The following is a 16,393-nucleotide window of genomic DNA, read 5'->3' as shown; positions in this document are numbered from 1 at the left end:
AAACACCATCCCGAACTGCCGCCCCGCCTCAAGCTCTACAACCGCTTGATCGCGCGGCGCAGGGCGGCGGTGGAAACCACATTCGCCACGCTCAAGAACCGCATGCGTCTCACCCGCATCCGCTATGTCGGCCTCGTCAAGGCAACGGCCCAGATCATGCTCGCCACCATCGCCTTCAACATGAGACGATGGGCGGCGATCACGCCATAGCTGCGCCCGAAATCCGCCAAACGCCGCAAAGGCGCGGCTCCCAAACCCCGAAAAGCCTCCAAAGCAACGAAAATGGCCGCCCTCAATCCTCACAACACGCCTCCCGCAATATTGCGCAACAGGCCCCTTGTGGGAGAAGGTGGCCGAGCGAAGCTCGGACGGATGAGGGGTGCTCCAGCTTGGCGCAAACCGGCGCCCAGAACACGGGCGCCTCATTCCTTCCAACACCCCTCGTCCGGCTCGACGCTGCGCGCCGATCCACCCCCGGGGCGAGCCAACGGTCTCGCCCGCCCTTCGGGCCCCACAAGGGGAGAAGGGAAGGCGCGCGCATGACGCCGCTCGGCGCCACCATCACCAGCGAAGGCATCCGCTTTGCCGCATGGTCCTCGTCGGCCCATCGCCTCTGGGTTTCGATTTTCGACGAGCAGGGAAACCGTGAACTCGACCGGCTGGAGCTGACGCCGGATGGCGACGGCATGCATGCGCTTTTCGTCTCCGGCCTGGCCGTGGGCGCGCGCTATGGCCTGCGAGCCGACGGCGACTATGCACCCGAGCGTGGGCTGTGGTTCGACCCCGACAAGCTGCTGACCGATCCTTACGCCGTCGAGATCGACCGGCCCTATGCCTATCACTGGCGGCTCGCCGCGCGGCGCAATGAGGGCGCCGACACCGCGTCGGTGATGCCCAAGGCCGTGGCCAAGGCCTTGCCCGCGGCCCCATCGATCCTGCCGCCGCTGTTTCGTCCGGGCGGCCTGATCTACGAATTGAATGTCCGCGCCTTCACCAAGCTCCACCCGGATGTGCCCCAAGAACAGCGCGGTACGATCGCCGCACTTGCCCATCCAGCCATCATTGAGCATCTGCAAAGGCTCGGTGTCTCCGCTGTCGAACTGATGCCGGTGACAGCGTCGATCGACGAGCGACATCTGCCGCCGCTGGGCTTAAGCAACGCCTGGGGCTACAATCCCGTGACCTTCATGGCGCTCGACCCACGCCTCGCGCCCGGCGGCCTGACGGAATTGCAGGATACAGTCGCTGCGCTGCGCCGGGCCGGCATCGGCACCATTCTCGACCTCGTCTTCAACCATACCGGCGAAAGCGACAGGCTGGGGCCGACGCTCTCGCTACGCGGCCTCGACAACCAGGCCTACTATCGGCACCGGCCGGATCGCGTGCTGGTCAATGACACAGGCACCGGCAACACGATCGCTTGCGACCATCCGGTGGTGCGGGAAATGGTGCTCGACACACTCCGTCATTTCGTGCGCCAGGCCGGCGTCGACGGCTTCCGTTTCGATCTGGCTCCGGTGCTGGGCCGGATCGATGGTATCTTCGATCCGGAAGCGCCGCTGCTCCGGGCCATCACCCATGATCCGGTACTCCGCGACCGCGTGCTGATCGCCGAGCCTTGGGATATCGGGGCAAACGGCTATCAACTGGGCAATTTCCGGCCCCCGTTCCTTGAGTGGAACGATCGCTACCGCGACGATGTCAGACGCTTCTGGCGCGGCGATGCCGGCATGGTCGGTGCTCTCGCCACGCGCCTTGCCGGTTCGTCCGACGCGTTCAACGGGGCAGGGGAGCCGGCAAGCCGCAGCGTGAACTTCATCGCCGCCCATGACGGCATGACGCTGGCTGATATCGTCTCCTATGAGCGCAAGCACAACGGGGCCAATGGCGAGCAGAACCGCGACGGCCATAACGAAAACCTGTCCTGGAACAATGGCACCGAAGGCGAGACGGGCGACGCGGCGATCACCAAGGCGCGCTTCGACGACCAGTGCGCACTGCTCGCCACGCTGTTCGCCTCGCGCGGCACCATCATGCTGACCGCAGGCGACGAGTTCGGCCGCACCCAGAAGGGCAACAACAACGCCTATGCGCAGGACAACGCCATCACCTGGCTTGACTGGGCAGCCCGCGACCAGGCGCTGGAGCGTTATGCATCGGCGCTCGCAGCCCTTCGCCAGGCGGTGCCCGCATTGTCGGACACGCGTTTCCTGACCGGGCAAGCGGTTGACGGTTCCGACATCCCCGATGTCTCGTGGCTGACCGAGACGGGCGCTCCGCTCAACGAGAGCGACTGGAACGACTCCAGCCGGCACCGCCTCGTCATGCTGCTGCGCTATGCTGTGGGCGGCCGTCTTGCCGTCATGATCAACGGCGACCGCCGCCAATGCGTCTTCACCTTGCCGGTGCGAGATGGCTTCCATTGGCGCGCGGCAATCGAGACGCAGGCGATCGACCTTCTACGCCCTCTGCCGGGCCGCAGCGTCAACTTCATGATCGAGGGCCGGACCGGAAACGGTGGCGCCGGGAAGGGTTCATAAATGTCCGACGACAATGCCATGCAGAGGCCCGAATGGTGGCGCGGCTGCGTCATCTATCAGGTCTATCCGCGCTCTTTCCAGGACGCCACCGGCGACGGCAGCGGCGATCTCAAGGGCATCACGTCAAGGCTCGCTCATATCGCCTCGCTCGGCGTCGACGCTGTCTGGCTGTCGCCCTTCTTCAAGTCGCCGATGGCCGACATGGGCTATGATGTATCCGACTATCGCGACGTCGACCCGATGTTCGGCACATTGGCGGATTTCGATGCGCTTATCGCCGAAGCGCACAGGCTCGGCTTGAAAATCATCATCGACCAGGTGCTGTCGCATTCATCCGACAAGCATGAATGGTTCATCGAAAGCCGCGCCAGCCGCGACAACGCCAAGGCCGACTGGTACGTCTGGGCCGACGCTAAGCCGGACGGCGGCGCGCCCAACAATTGGCTGTCGGTCTTCGGGGGACCATCCTGGGAGTGGGACGCGACCCGCCGCCAATATTACATGCACAATTTCCTCGCCTCGCAGCCGGATCTCAATTTCCACAATCCGGAGGTCCAGGACGCGTTGCTGGACACGGTGCGGTTCTGGCTCGAGCGCGGTGTCGACGGCTTCCGGCTCGACACGGTCAATTACTATGTCCACGACCGCTGGCTGCGCAGCAATCCGCCCTTGGCTTCGAGTGTTGCCGGCACCAATACGGAGACCAGCACCTACCTCTATCAGGAGCATCTGTTCGACAAGACGCAGCCGGAAAACCTCGATTTCCTCAGGCGCTTTCGGGCTTTGCTGGACGAGTATGAGGGCCGCGCCGCCGTCGGCGAGATCGGCGATGAAGGCCGCTCCTTGCAGACGCTCGCCGCCTACACCTCCGGCGGCGACAAGCTTCAGATGAGCTACACTTTCGACCTGCTCGGCTCGCAATTCTCCGCAGCGCATGTGCGTGGCTGCGTCGAGGCCTTCGAAAATGCGGTTGCCGATGGCTGGGTCTGCTGGGCGTTTTCCAACCATGACGTGGTGCGCCATGTCAGCCGCTGGACGCGGCCGGGTGGCGATCCCGACCGGGTGGCCAAATTCTCGATCACGCTGTTGAGCAGCTTGCGCGGTTCAATCTGCCTCTATCAGGGTGAGGAACTCGGCCTTGAGGAGGCGGAGCTTGCCTATGAGGATCTGCGCGATCCCGTCGGCATCCGCTTCTGGCCCGGCGTGAAGGGCAGGGACGGCTGCCGCACGCCGATGGTCTGGAAGGCGGGTGCCGACAATGCGGGCTTTTCCACCGCGAAACCCTGGCTGCCTGTGCCGGCAAGCCATCGCGCCCGCGCGGTCGATGTGCAGAACGGCGAGGAGCAATCGGTGCTGTCGGCCTACCGCTCGGCGCTCGCCTTGCGCAAACAGCATCCTGCGCTGGTCGGCGGCTCGATCCGCTTTCTCGATACGGAGGGCGACGTGCTCGCCTTCATCCGCGAGGGTGATGGGGAGAGGCTGCTCTGTGTCTTCAATTTCGCCGGAGAGCCGGCGACTTGGCCGTTGCCTGAGGATATCGGAACTGTCGCGGCTGTCCTGGGCGGCACTGCTTCCGTCGAGGAAAACGCGCTCTCGCTGCCGGCTCTCGGTTGCTTCCTCGGTCGGCTCGACTGATTGGCGCTTCGGTTGTGACCAAGCGGTCCTACTGAACGAGCACTGCCCGTCCGCAGGTCGCGCCGGTGACGCGCACGTCGACCTGGCCGACACCGACGCCCAGGGCTGACAGCACATTGTAGAGCAAGTCGTCCACGGGCGCCGTTACAGTGTTGAGCAGGGCCACCACGGCTGGTTTGACCGTTCCGAGCAGGGTGGTCACATCGATCCCAAGACCAAGCAGATTGACCGAAAGCGAGAGGTTGTTGACCAGGGACGTGGTGAGCGACTGCGTGATGTTTCGCGTCGAAACGGTCTTCACCGTCTTGCTGGCGATGTCGGTCGCGTTGAAGGTCAGAGTCTGCGGGTTGTTGTTGGTGATCGCGGGCGCGGCCGAACCCATCACCTGGATCAACGGTATCAGCAGCAGCTTAACATCCGCAATGTCTGCGTCCGTAAAGGTCTGCGGCTGGCTGAAATCGGCGAAGCCGGAAGGATTGTTGCTGTTGGCCAGGTTCAACTGGGCAATACCGGGGTGCGCGGCGATGGAAACGCTGATGCTGGACGGCCCTGTCGGGCAGGTGATGTCGGTCAACTTGGCCTCGGCATAGGCGACTTCCACATTGAGCGGCAGATTGACGGCCAGCAAGCTGATGCCGCCGGCCAGGCCGGGCGTACCGATACCGACGGAGGCCGTCAGTTTGAGGCGCGTCTGGGCGGTCCGCACGACAGTGCCGATACCATCGACCGCCAGCCAGGGCGAGGATTGCATCGGCTCCCCGATGGCGATGTTGAGCTTGGTGGAAAGCAGCCCCGGTATGGTGGCGCCGAGATCGATCGCGGCCTGGTTGGTGCCGTTTGCAAGTACGGCGGCCGCCGTCAGCATCCCCATGGCGCTGGCGTCCACGCCAAGGCCGGACGGCTGTTGCCCGAGACCCAGGCTGCCGACGGAGCCAAGGTCGACGAGTCCGCTGAGTGGGATCTTGACGGTGCTGGTCGACTTGGAGGCGATGGTCTGCAAGGCGACCTTGGCGGTATTGCCGAGGCCAGGAACATTGGCCATGGCAGTGGCGATCTGGCCGACGGTCGCCTTCGATGCCAGAACGTCGGAATAGGTGCCGGCCGTGATGTTCAGTTGTGTGCCGAGCGCACTGATGAAGGAAAGCACGCTGACATCGGCCGAGATCAGCCCGTTGTAATCCATGACGCTGAGCGAGATGTTGCCGCCGAGAAGTCCGCTCAAAAGTGCGTTGAGGATGCCGCCATTGACGCTAAGCAATCTCGACCCGACCGAGAATGTCGCCTGCGGCGTCATGCTGGCAGTGGCTTGGGTGTCGATGACGGGAGTGGGGATCAGCGAGCTTGCGAAGTAGCGCTGGGGAATTTTCGCCAAAGTCACCCGCGCCGCATTGTAAGGCGTCACGCCCGCCTGGAAGCGCTGGCTGACATTGGCGGTCGACGAGGCATATCGGCCCCGCGTGACCGTCACCACCGTCTTTCCGACGGCCGCTGGGATGGTCTGGCCCGAAGCTTGAACAACGACACCCGGCATGCCGTTGTCGGTGAGCGTGGTGACGACCGCTGTGTTGACGTTGTTGATGTTCGAGGCGGCGGTGATCGCTGCCAGGTCGACCATCGCCTGGGCTTCCCGGCGCTCGGTATAGATGGAGGCCTCGTCTATCGCCACCGCGGCCAGCGCCAGCGCGACCGGCGCGCTCAATGCGGTCATGACGGCGAAGTTCGCCTTCCTGTCTCCCATCATCGACCGTGCAAGCCGGCCGATGCCCCTGCCAGCCCGCTGCAGCATTCAGATACCCCCGACCCTGATCGTTGACTGACGCTTGATGGTCGTCCCTGGCATGGCTATGCCCGGGAACAGATTCCAGATCGGCAGGTTGCGGGCATCATACGAGATGGACACCACGAACTGGCTTCCGTCGGCCACGCTGTCATTGGCCTGGTAGGTCAGCTTGCTGGCGTCCACGAAAGGGTAGCCGCCGGCATTGTTGGTGAGATAGCTGGCCACGAGCGTCTGACGCTCGGTCTGGTTCACCCCGGCGATAGCCGTCCGGGCGGCGTCGGCTGCGATTTGCTGGATCGAGTTGGCGGCACCAAAATAGATGCCGTAGGCAACCATTCCGAGCAAAAGAAGGATGAAAAGCGGCGACAACAGTGCGAACTCGACCGCTGAAGTTCCCGAATTGTCTGTTCGGAACTGGCGCCTTCGGACCTTGGAAATGAGGTTGTGGACCATGGCACCAGCATGCTCAAGTTCGCATGCAGAAAGCGGAAACTCCGGGTGCAACCAAGGGATGCGCTCGATTGAAACGTCTTTCTAATTTAGCCGTTGCTTCTGCGATAATGAGGATTGACTTAGGGTCAATCAGTACTCAGTTGAAAAGAGCTTACCTCCTGTCTAGTCTCCTGCCACCAGCCGCCGGAGGGAACCGGCGGCGCGCTCAAAGGAGCCAGACATCGGTTCCGGGGCGTCAACACGCAAAGGCGCGCCGATGGCAGCGCCGACAGGGAGAACTTCATGCTGAAAAACATGCTGAAGGCGACGGTACTCGCCACGACCATGACCTTGGCTTCCGGCACGTTCTTGACGCCAGCCTTTGCCGAGGCCGTCTATAACAGGGGCACCGCCGCTGAATCGGAATCGGTCGATCCACACAAGACCTCGACCGTCTATGAAGCCAACGTGCTGCGTGACCTGTTCCAGGGACTGGTCATGCAAGATGAGAAGGCGAACCTCATTCCGGGCGCCGCCGAAAGCTGGACGGTGTCGGATGACGGCACCGTCTACACCTTCAAGCTGCGCAAGGACGGCAAGTGGTCGGATGGCAGCCCGGTGACGGCGGACGACTTCGTCTACGCCTTCCACCGGCTCGAGGATCCGGCGACCGGCGCGGAATACGCCTCGATGCTCTATCCGGTGAAGGGTGCGGAGGACGTCAACACCAAGAAGGGCAAGCCGGAGGACATGGGCGTCAAGGCGATCGACGCCAACACCCTGGAAGTGACTCTGAAGGCACCGACGCCGTACTTCCTGGAGATGCTGACCCATCAGGCGACCTATCCGGTCAGCAAGGCCTCGATTGAAAAGCTCGGCGCCGACTGGATCAAGCCCGGCAATCTGGTTTCGAACGGCGCCTATACGCTGGCCGAATGGGTTCCCAACGACCACATGAAACTGGTCAAGAATCCGAAATTCTGGGACGCCGCGACCGTCAAGTTCGACGTCGTCAACTACATCCCGACCGAGGATCGTTCATCGGCTATGAAGCGCTTCGAGGCCGGCGAACTCGATAGCTATGACGATCTGCCGACCGAACAGCTCGCCGACCTCAAGACCAAGTTCGGCGACCAGATCCATGTCGGGCCGTATCTCGGCACCTACTATTATGCGATCAAGACCGACAAGGCGCCGTGGAACAACCCCGAGCTGCGCAACGCCATCTCGATGGCGATCGACCGTGACTTCATCGCTGAAAAGGTCTGGCAGAACTCTATGCTGCCCGGCTATTCGATGGTGCCTCCCGGCATCGAGGGCTACACGCCCGCAATGGCCAAATACGCCGACATGCCGCAGATCGACCGCGAGGACGCGGCCAAGAAAATCCTTGAGAAGCTTGGCTACACGCCCGAGCATCCGCTAAAGATGGAGATCCGCTACAACACCTCGGAAAACCACAAGAACACCGCTGTGGCGATCCAGGAACAGTTGAAGCCGCTTGGCGTCGACGTCACGCTGCTCAACACCGACACCAAGACCCACTACTCCTTCCTCGAGCAGAAGGGCGACTATGACGTGGCGCGTGCCGCCTGGATTGCCGACTACAAGGATCCGGAAACCTTCCTCGGCATCACGCGCAAGGCCAGCGGCAACAACTATTCGAACTACAACAGTCCGCAATACGAAGCGGCAATGGACAAGGCCGCGGCCGCCGGCGGCAAGCCTGAAGAGCGCATGAAGGACCTCTCCGCCGCCGAGCGCATCCTGATCGACGATGTCGGCCAGATCCCGCTCCTCTACTACAGCTACCACGACATCGTTTCCTCGAAGCTGCATGGCTTCGTCGACAATGTGATGGACGTGCATCCGTCACGCTTCGTCAGCAAGGACTGATCCCTGGCCAAGCCGCCGCGCAACTGAATGCGCGGCGGCGCTGGTTTGCCATCGCATCGGCCCGGGAAGCGGAATCGATTTTCGGAAATTTCGGTGCGAAGATTTGAAGGCTGGAGCGCAATCGTCCGGGTGGACGGGCGTGCTCCAGATCAAGCGGGGCACCGATGCTGCGATACGTATTCCGGCGGCTTTTGACCGCCATCCCGACGCTGTTCGTCATCGTGACGATGGCGTTCTTCCTGATGCGCGTCGCGCCGGGCGGTCCATTCAACCAGGAGCGGGGACTTAGCCCCGAGATCAAGGCCAATCTTGAAGCCCAGTTCGGTCTCAACGATCCGCTCTGGCTGCAATATGTCCACTATCTCGGCAATCTGCTGCGCGGCAATTTCGGCCCGAGCTACAACATGCCGGATTTCACCGTCACCGAACTGTTTGCCAAGGGCCTGCCCATTTCCGTCCAACTCGGTGCCTCGGCGCTGATCCTGGCGCTGCTGCTCGGCAGCGTGCTCGGCACCATTGCCGCGCTCAACCAGAACAAGCTTGGCGACTATACGGTGATTGCGCTGGCGACCGCCGGCAGCACCATCCCCACCTTCGTCATCGCGCCGGTGATCCAGCTCCTGTTCGGGCTGACCTGGAGGCTGTTGCCGATCGGGGGATGGGGCGATGGCGCTTTCATCAACAAGGTAGGTCCGGTGCTGACGCTCGCCTTGCCGCAGATCGCCATCGTCGCCCGCCTGATGCGCGGCTCGATGATCGAATCGCTGCGATCCCACCATATCCGAACGGCGCGAGCGCTCGGCCTCTCCGACTGGTCGGTGGTGGTCAAGCACGCCTTGCGCGGCGCCATCCTGCCGATCGTCTCCTTCACCGGCCCGGCGGCGGCGGCACTGCTGACCGGCTCGGTCATCGTCGAGACGATCTTCTCCATTCCGGGCGTTGGCCGCTATTTCGTCGATGCCGCGCTCAATCGCGATTACACGCTGGTGATGGGAACGGTGGTGGTGATCGCCATTTTCACCATCATCTTCAACCTGATCGTCGACGTCATGTACGCGATCGTCGACCCGAGGGTGCGCTATGACTGACATCGCAGCCACCGCTCCCGCCGTCGTCGGTCGCTCGCTTTGGGGTGATGCCTGGGCGCGCCTCAAGGCCAACCGCGCCGCCATGTTCAGCCTCTACTACCTCGTTCTGATCGGGGTCGTCAGCGTCTTTGGCCCGTGGTTCGTGCCGCATCAATACACGACCATCTACGCCGACTATGTGCGCATGCCGCCAAGCCTGTCGGCCTACCCGAAACCCGATATGATCGAGACGGCGCTCACCGAAGCGATCAAACGCATGCGCGTCGACGTCAAGGAGTGGCACCAGGAGGGCAATAAGGTCTTCGTCACGGTCAAGTCGGCCAAGCCGATCGACGACCGCAACATCCGCTACCTCGACCGTTCCGATGCCTTCGACGACACCAAGATCGAGAGCAAGTCGACCGACGGCCTCGAAGTGACGATGAGCGCATCGGTCAAGCAGCAGTATTTCCTGTTCGGAACCGACAACACTGGCCGCGATCTCTTGTCGCGCACGCTGATGGCCGGGCGCATCTCGCTTGCCATCGGCTTGCTCGCGGGCATCGTGGCGGTGGTGATTGGTGTGATTTATGGCGCCGCCGCCGGCTTTTCCGGCGGCAAGGTCGACGAGGTGATGATGCGCATCGTCGACGTGCTCTATTCCTTGCCGTTCATCTTCTTCGTCATCATGCTGGTGGTGTTCTTCGGCCGCAACTTCGTGCTGATGTTCCTGGCGGTCGGTGCCGTGCTGTGGCTCGACATGGCGCGCATCGTGCGTGGCCAGGCGCTGTCCATCCGCCGGCAGGAATATGTCCAGGCGGCGGAAGCCATGGGCATCGGCCAGCGCGGCATCCTGCTGCGCCATGTCATCCCCAACCTGCTTGGCCCCGTGGTGATCTACATGACGCTGCTGGTGCCGCAGGTCATCATCCTGGAGAGCTTCCTGTCGTTCCTCGGCCTTGGCATCCAGGAGCCGATGACCAGCTGGGGCGTGCTGATCTCGGTTGGCGCCAAGAACATCGGCACCGCCAACTGGCTGCTCCTGTTTCCCGCCTTCTTCCTCGTCTCCACGCTGTTCGCCCTGAACTTCGTCGGCGACGGCCTGCGCGACGCGCTCGACCCAAGGGATCGATAAAGATGGGGAACGCTGACATGGCCACGCCCGAAACGATCCTCAGCGTCAAGGACCTCCGCGTCCGCTTTCGCACGCTCGACGGTGCGGTCGAAGCGGTCAAGGGTATCAACATCCACGTGAATGCGGGCGAAACCGTCGCAGTCGTCGGCGAGTCCGGCTCCGGCAAGAGCCAGACGATGATGGCGGCGATGAGCCTGTTGGCCTCCAATGGCGAGGCGTCGGGCAGTGTCGACTATCGCGGCCGCAACCTGTTGACGTTGAGCAAATCCGAGCTGAACAAGGTCCGCGGCCGCAAGATCAGCATGATCTTCCAGGAGCCGATGACCTCGCTCGATCCGCTCTATTCGATCGGCAACCAGCTGATCGAGCCGATCCGCCGGCATCGGGGCCTGAGCGCCACAGAGGCGCATGATGAGGCGCTCAAGCTGCTGCGGCTCGTCCATATTCCCGATCCGGAACGGCGGATGAAATCTTATCCGCACGAAATGTCCGGCGGCCAGCGCCAGCGCGTGATGATCGCCATGGCGCTCGCCAACGACCCCGACATCCTGATCGCCGACGAGCCGACGACGGCGCTCGACGTGACCATCCAGGCGCAGATCCTGATGCTGCTGGCCGAGTTGCAGCGCAAGCTTGGCATGGCGATCGTCTTCATCACCCACGACCTCGGCATCGTCCGCCGCTTCGCCGACCGGGTTTATGTCATGCGCCAGGGGGAGGTCGTCGAGGAAGGGGAGGCGGAAGCGATCTTCGCCAACCCGCAGCATGCCTACACCAAGATGCTGCTGGCGGCCGAGCCGACGGGAACCAAGGCACCTCCGCCCGCCAATGCGCCCGTGGTGCTCGAGGGCAGGAATGTCGAAGTCACATTCAGGATCGGTGGCGGGTTTTTCGCCGGCGAACCGCTGATGCTGCGGGCCGTCGATCACATCTCGATCCGGTTGCAACGCAACCAGACCATCGGCATCGTCGGCGAATCCGGCTCGGGCAAATCGACGCTCGGCCGCGCCTTGCTGCGGCTTTTGCCGAGCGATGGGCTCATTCGGTTCGGCGATCGCGACATTTCCACTGCCAACCGGCAGCAGATGCGACCGCTGCGGCGCCAGATGCAGCTCGTCTTCCAGGATCCCTTCGGCTCGCTGTCGCCCCGCATGACCGTCGGCCAGGTCATCACCGAAGGGCTGCTGGTCCATGAGCCGAACCTTTCGGGAAAGCAGCGCGACCAGCGTGCGGTCGAGGCCCTGCGCGAAGTCGGTCTCGACCCCAACGCCCGCAACCGCTACCCGCACGAATTTTCCGGCGGACAGCGGCAACGCATCGCCATTGCCCGCGCCATGATCCTGAAGCCGAAGATGGTCGTGCTGGACGAGCCCACCTCGGCGCTCGATCGCTCGGTGCAGAAACAGATCGTGGAACTGCTGCGCAAGCTCCAGGCCGACCACGAACTGTCTTACCTGTTCATCAGCCACGATCTCGCGGTGGTGCGCGCCATGGCCGACTACATCATCGTCATGAAGCAGGGCAAGATCGTCGAGGAGGGGCCGACCGAGGCCATCTTCAGCAATCCGCAAGCGCCTTATACACAGACGCTGATGAACGCCGCGATCGACGTCACGCGCTTCCGGTTGAGCGCGTGACAAGTCACTGTAGGTGAGGCCTGTTCGCTCAGCCGGCTGAGCTGGCGCACTTGCGTGCGCGCACGGCGACAACGGCATCCTGCTGTTGCTTCAACCGGTCGATCCTTGCCGTTTCACGGTTGGCGACCGCCATCTTCACGCGCGATCCGCCAGGCAGCCAGCGCGGCACTCTGGTGTTGGCGACCTTGCCGCGGGTGATCGCGGTTTGCGAGATGTCGCTCGCGCTGCTTCCCACGGCGCTGTTGAGCTCGGTACAGCTCATGCTCTCGTATTTGGTCGGATCGGCCGTCCTGCCGATCGAGGAGCATCCGGCAACAAGAAACACCGTAGCCAGAAGAACCGGTGCCGATCCTGTCGTTGAGATCAAATTCATGTCCGCGTCCGGTTCGCCGTTTTACCGGCCCCCTCATATTCATCGATCAAACTAGGGGCCGATGCCCATCTCGTCAAAGGTTGAGGGGCCGATACCCAGTGCTCGCGCTCTGCACTGGGGTATCGGCCCGTTTATTCAATGTCATCGAAATCTTACGCTGCTTCGGCGTCCAATCCGGTCATGGGGACACAACCACCACCGAGCACCATTTGGGCGATGTCCGTGGCATTCTCATCGACATGGGCTGTCACCAGCACAACCCCTTCGCCGACGCCTCGACGCTCAAGCCTTCTGGCGCCCGCGGCCATGGCTCCGAGCAACCCGCCGAGGACGCAGCCGCAGCCTATCAGGGCCGTCGCCGACAGGCCGGTCGCAAAAGGATTGATGCCGTGGACAGCAAAAGCGCTCAGGCACGCCAACAGCCCGGCGGTGGCGCCAAGCATGACAGCGGGAGATTTCAGGACACCGATTTCGTCATGGTAGGGCCCGATAATCGCGATCTGTACGCGAGGAACCCCGGCCGCCAAAAGGTTGCCGGCGATCCGGGCTGCTTCGGAATGGGATTCAAAAAGCCTGCTGATTGTTGGCATAGTCATTCAGGGCGCGTCGTGTCCGTCAGCACGTCGGTAACGAAGGATGCGGCGATCAAATCGTCGCCATCGATCCGGCCTTGACCGTCCTCCATTACGGCCGCGACCTTTTGGAAGGTCTTGATTTCGCCCTCGGTGATCCGCGCGTCGCGCATCCTGCTCCTGAGGTCTGCCACGCGCAGCTGCAAGGCATCGGATCTTGCGTTGTCACGATTCGAGATTGTCGTGGTCATCTACGTCCGCTTCTTTTTTGATGGTCCTCGCGCCCAGCCAACCGAACTCTGGAGGGCGGGCAAACGTTCCAGGGCTGGGCTTCGGTCTGGCGAGGTGCGGGACTTAGGTCTTGCCCCAAGACGTAATGGTCTTGCCGGCCGCGGCGCCCGGAACAGCCGCTGTTTGCCACCGTTTGTCCGCTACGAGATTATGGGAGGAAGCCGATGGAGAAGAGTGTTGGCCAGGCGCGCTGGTTGCTCGCACCGATCTTCGCTGTGGCTATTACCTTCATGGTGGCTGGAGTAGTCCTTAGCTGATTGATCACCAAGTTCCCCTTTGGTGCAGCAACAGGCCCGTCCGGCGTAGGAGACGACGAATTGCCGATGACGAGATCTCAGCATTGGCCCGGTTCTCTTTCGCACCTGGTGGCCAGGCTTGATCGAGAGCCGGGCCACCAGTCGGCGATCAGTAGCCGCTGTTTTCCATCACCACCGGGTGATGATGACGGTGGTGAGTGGAGACGGAGCCGGTGACAACGACCGTATTCCGATGGTGATGCCGGCGGCCATTGTCGTAGAACGCGATCTGTCCATGGTGACGGTGATGAAGGCGCTGGCCCTCCTCATTGATGATCCTGACGTGGCTATGATGTCGATGATGGGTCTTGATGACAACGTCAGTCTGGGCGGCCGATGCCAAAGCTGGGAACCCCAGCGAAAGCGCCAAAGCGCAGATGGCCACTGTTTTCATTGCAATTTCTCCATTGCCTTTGTTAGCCCTTCGCTGGATACAACTGCCGCTGATCCCTTTGGTTCCGGGCTTCCCGGGACAGCTGGGACGTATGGTAAATCGAAGGGCTGGCTATCGGATCGTGCGACCAGACCTGGAGAAAAATCGCAACATTTGGCGACGGACTCCATGAGTCCTCATCCGAGGATGGTCGCGACATCGGCTCTTCTATAATTACGGTTGGTTCTCCCGGGCAGCTACGCTGCCGCATCGCCCGTCGTCCGCGCGGGCAGGCCAGCGCAACTGCTGCTGTGAGGACCAATCTGTCTCTGTCCCACAGAAGCAAGTCGCTTAGCTATTTCGAGATCCTGTCAAGCGGCGGAACATTAGATAAGCCTAATGGTTTTATCTCCACAGCAGGCATCACGGTTTGAGGTCCGCTGAAGATCAGCAGGCAAAGGCTGATCGGCCCGCGTCCTCCGCCAGAGGCGCGGGCTCACCAGGCAACAGGAGAGAGATCATGAACAATATCATTTGGCTCATCGGAGCGGTGGTCATCGTGATAGCGATATTGAGCTTTTTCGGCCTCCGCTAGGGGGCGTGCACCGTGCCCTTGCGGGTGACTGTTGGACGAGCGAGGCGCGTTATTGCCCATGTTCGGCAGCACGTCCAGCTTTAGAATTTCGATGCTGCGCAAGCCGAGCAGGCGAATGATGCTTTTGTCCTTGAGGCGGGTGAAGACCCGCGACACCGTTTCGATGGTGAGGCCGAGATAGTCGCCAATATCCAGTCGCGACATCGGCCACTCTTGCGCAGGCCCGCTTGGCGTTCCAGCAAGGCTGCGAACCGTTCGATGGCATTCTGGCGGCCAAGGACCGGGGTGTTCTTGTGCTCTGGTCAAATCCTTGAGTGCCAGCGGCAGCAGGCCAGACATATCGGCGGCTGAGTAATCCGAAAAAGGCGGATACAGTCCGCCGCGCGGCGCCATTCGTTTCAAGGATGTGATTGACTTGTGAAGCGACATCCCAACATTCGCCGTTTTTTAGATGTTGCTTATATAGAGTTAGAAACCGCACCTGATCGCAAACGACGGTCCGGGCACAAAAATAGGGAAGGATAATTTCATGAGCTTCAAAACTGCCTGTTTAGGCGCACTTGCTTTCACGATTGTTGGCGGCGCGGCGCTTGCCGGCGCGCTCGATGAACCCAAGATGATGGCCCCGTTCTTCACAGACGCGAGCATGAAGACGATGAAGCCGGACGCCGATATGAAAAAGGCCTGGGCTGCGATGGCCAAGGCCGATCAGGACAAGATGATGAAGGAATGCAACGACGCGGCGATGAGCAAGCCTCATGCTCAGTTCTGCGAGAAATTGAAGGCACTTGGCGGCTCCAAATAAGCCATCACCTTTGCCAACAACCTTGTGGCGGGTTATGCCCCGCCACCAGGCGCACCCCATCAGGCGAATCCAAAACGGCTTTTTTGGACGAAATTGTGCCGCAAAACCCAGCGAGTTTCTGGTTCCCGCTGCATTGTGATCAAACCAATTGTGGGCGTCAGTTCGCTGTTGGAACGGGGCAGCTCGCATCGCCTTCCTGGCAATTCAGGTAACCCTCGAAATTCTTGACACGGGATTGCGTCAAGCTGTCCATGCACATCGAGATGAGCATCGGTGCCATGCTTCCTCCAGCCGCCCCCGCAGCCTGGAATTGGCACTCCGCATCGCGAAATTTAACCCAGCCCTGCTGCGCTTGAACAAGAAGCTTCTTGGCATCCGCGTCGTCCTTGAGGCGGGTTTCGATCTGCTTGTAGAGCTCGTTTAGCTTCTTGTCCGATTTCTTGAACGAAGCATCGGCGCACTGGTTCATGGTGACCTGATCCTTGGCGTCGGCGCATTTGTCCTTGGCAGAGGCAAAACCCGGCATGGCCAGAACCACGGCGGCAGTCAGAATTGCGGTTTTCATCGATTGTCCTCCTGTTTGCCTGTGGGCGTCATCTCATTCCGTAACGGTTCCGGCGAAGCAACTGGCCAGCTTTTTTCGATTTTTGCAACGCCACCGCGTGTTCCGCTGGTCGATCGCGTGAGCGATTTTCGCGGCGTTGAGGTGATGCTCCCGCAAGGCCCGCCGCCCACGCACCAGCAATTGAGAGCCGGATCAATGCTCTCGCCGCTCGCATCTGTGCTGGTGGCACCGAAGCGGTGATCTTGCGATGCCGGCACAAACAGCAGGCGTCAATGTGCTGACCTTTTCCTTTGAGCCCGCCTTGGGAACGCGGAGTTACGTCGCGAGTTGAAGCAAAGGGAGGATCGTGAGTGAAGCGCGTGGAAGTGTGGACGGAGTCATGGTGTCATAATCCGTCCGCA

At 61.8% G+C, this 16,393-nt stretch carries 15 protein-coding genes and 1 pseudogene; 8 read left to right on the top strand and 8 right to left on the bottom strand.

From position 1 onward, the window contains the following. The 3 genes from M653_RS0114525 to M653_RS0114515 all read left to right on the top strand — a co-directional run. On the top strand, positions 1-210 hold a 210-nt coding region (locus M653_RS0114525; RefSeq protein ID WP_027144009.1), incomplete at its 5' end, for a transposase. 329 nt (positions 211-539) lie between these two features. Further along, positions 540-2,540, top strand: coding sequence for a glycogen debranching protein GlgX (gene glgX / locus M653_RS0114520; RefSeq protein WP_027144008.1), 2,001 nt, complete (start codon positions 540-542; stop codon positions 2,538-2,540). Beyond that, entirely contained in the window at positions 2,541-4,175 is a 1,635-nt protein-coding gene (locus M653_RS0114515) for an alpha-glucosidase family protein (RefSeq protein ID WP_027144007.1), read from the top strand. Between the two features lie 28 nt (positions 4,176-4,203). Here M653_RS0114515 and M653_RS0114510 read toward each other — a convergent pair whose 3' ends face one another. Both M653_RS0114510 and M653_RS01000000132550 read right to left on the bottom strand, forming a co-directional pair. Further along, positions 4,204-5,961 carry a TadG family pilus assembly protein gene (locus tag M653_RS0114510; RefSeq protein ID WP_027144006.1) on the bottom strand — a complete coding sequence of 586 codons (1,758 nt, stop codon included), beginning with the start codon at positions 5,959-5,961 and terminating at the stop codon, positions 4,204-4,206. After that, positions 5,962-6,408, bottom strand: coding sequence for a TadE/TadG family type IV pilus assembly protein (locus tag M653_RS01000000132550; protein WP_027144005.1), 447 nt, complete (start codon positions 6,406-6,408; stop codon positions 5,962-5,964). A 282-nt stretch (positions 6,409-6,690) separates the two neighbouring features. On the opposite strand from M653_RS01000000132550, the gene M653_RS0114500 reads away from it, so the two are divergent. The 4 genes from M653_RS0114500 (at position 6,691) to M653_RS0114485 (ending at position 12,122) form a co-directional block, all read left to right on the top strand. Next, the gene (locus M653_RS0114500) at positions 6,691-8,283 is read left to right on the top strand and encodes a peptide ABC transporter substrate-binding protein (RefSeq protein WP_027144004.1); all 1,593 of its coding nucleotides are present in this window, start codon (positions 6,691-6,693) and stop codon (positions 8,281-8,283) included. Between the two features lie 164 nt (positions 8,284-8,447). Beyond that, positions 8,448-9,371, top strand: coding sequence for an ABC transporter permease subunit (locus tag M653_RS0114495; RefSeq protein ID WP_027144003.1), 924 nt, complete (start codon positions 8,448-8,450; stop codon positions 9,369-9,371). Next, entirely contained in the window at positions 9,364-10,485 is a 1,122-nt protein-coding gene (locus M653_RS0114490) for an ABC transporter permease subunit (RefSeq protein ID WP_027144002.1), read from the top strand. The genes M653_RS0114495 and M653_RS0114490 overlap by 8 nt, the downstream gene beginning before the upstream one ends. 17 nt (positions 10,486-10,502) lie before the next feature. Next, the gene (locus M653_RS0114485) at positions 10,503-12,122 is read left to right on the top strand and encodes an ABC transporter ATP-binding protein (RefSeq protein WP_027144001.1); all 1,620 of its coding nucleotides are present in this window, start codon (positions 10,503-10,505) and stop codon (positions 12,120-12,122) included. 28 nt (positions 12,123-12,150) lie between these two features. Here the strand turns inward: M653_RS0114485 and M653_RS0114480 are convergent, their stop codons facing one another. The 5 genes and pseudogenes from M653_RS0114480 to M653_RS1000000137655 all read right to left on the bottom strand — a co-directional run. Further along, entirely contained in the window at positions 12,151-12,495 is a 345-nt protein-coding gene (locus M653_RS0114480) for a hypothetical protein (protein ID WP_027144000.1), read from the bottom strand. 152 nt (positions 12,496-12,647) lie between these two features. Beyond that, the gene (locus M653_RS0114475; RefSeq protein ID WP_027143999.1) at positions 12,648-13,085 is read right to left on the bottom strand and encodes a hypothetical protein; all 438 of its coding nucleotides are present in this window, start codon (positions 13,083-13,085) and stop codon (positions 12,648-12,650) included. Between the two features lie 2 nt (positions 13,086-13,087). Further along, positions 13,088-13,306 (bottom strand): hypothetical protein, encoded by a 219-nt coding sequence (locus tag M653_RS0114470; RefSeq protein WP_032935322.1) that lies wholly within the window; start codon positions 13,304-13,306, stop codon positions 13,088-13,090. Between the two features lie 457 nt (positions 13,307-13,763). Further along, positions 13,764-14,048 carry a hypothetical protein gene (locus M653_RS1000000135575; RefSeq protein ID WP_084636677.1) on the bottom strand — a complete coding sequence of 95 codons (285 nt, stop codon included), beginning with the start codon at positions 14,046-14,048 and terminating at the stop codon, positions 13,764-13,766. Between the two features lie 631 nt (positions 14,049-14,679). Beyond that, positions 14,680-14,964: pseudogene (locus M653_RS1000000137655) on the bottom strand (helix-turn-helix domain-containing protein); the annotation flags it as partial. A gap of 187 nt (positions 14,965-15,151) precedes the next feature. Here M653_RS1000000137655 and M653_RS0114450 point away from each other — a divergent pair. Next, a complete protein-coding gene (locus tag M653_RS0114450; protein ID WP_027143995.1) occupies positions 15,152-15,427 on the top strand; it encodes a hypothetical protein in 276 nt (91 codons plus the stop codon). Positions 15,428-15,584: 157 nt separating this feature from the next. Here M653_RS0114450 and M653_RS0114445 read toward each other — a convergent pair whose 3' ends face one another. Beyond that, a complete protein-coding gene (locus M653_RS0114445) occupies positions 15,585-15,992 on the bottom strand; it encodes a lysozyme inhibitor LprI family protein (RefSeq protein ID WP_027143994.1) in 408 nt (135 codons plus the stop codon). Positions 15,993-16,393: the final 401 nt, after the last annotated feature.

Source organism: Mesorhizobium sp. WSM3626, from assembly GCF_000513935.1.
GTDB lineage: Bacteria > Pseudomonadota > Alphaproteobacteria > Rhizobiales > Rhizobiaceae > Mesorhizobium > Mesorhizobium salmacidum.
Note: the sequence above shows the minus strand (reverse complement) of the source record. Positions and strands in the feature narration are given on the sequence as shown.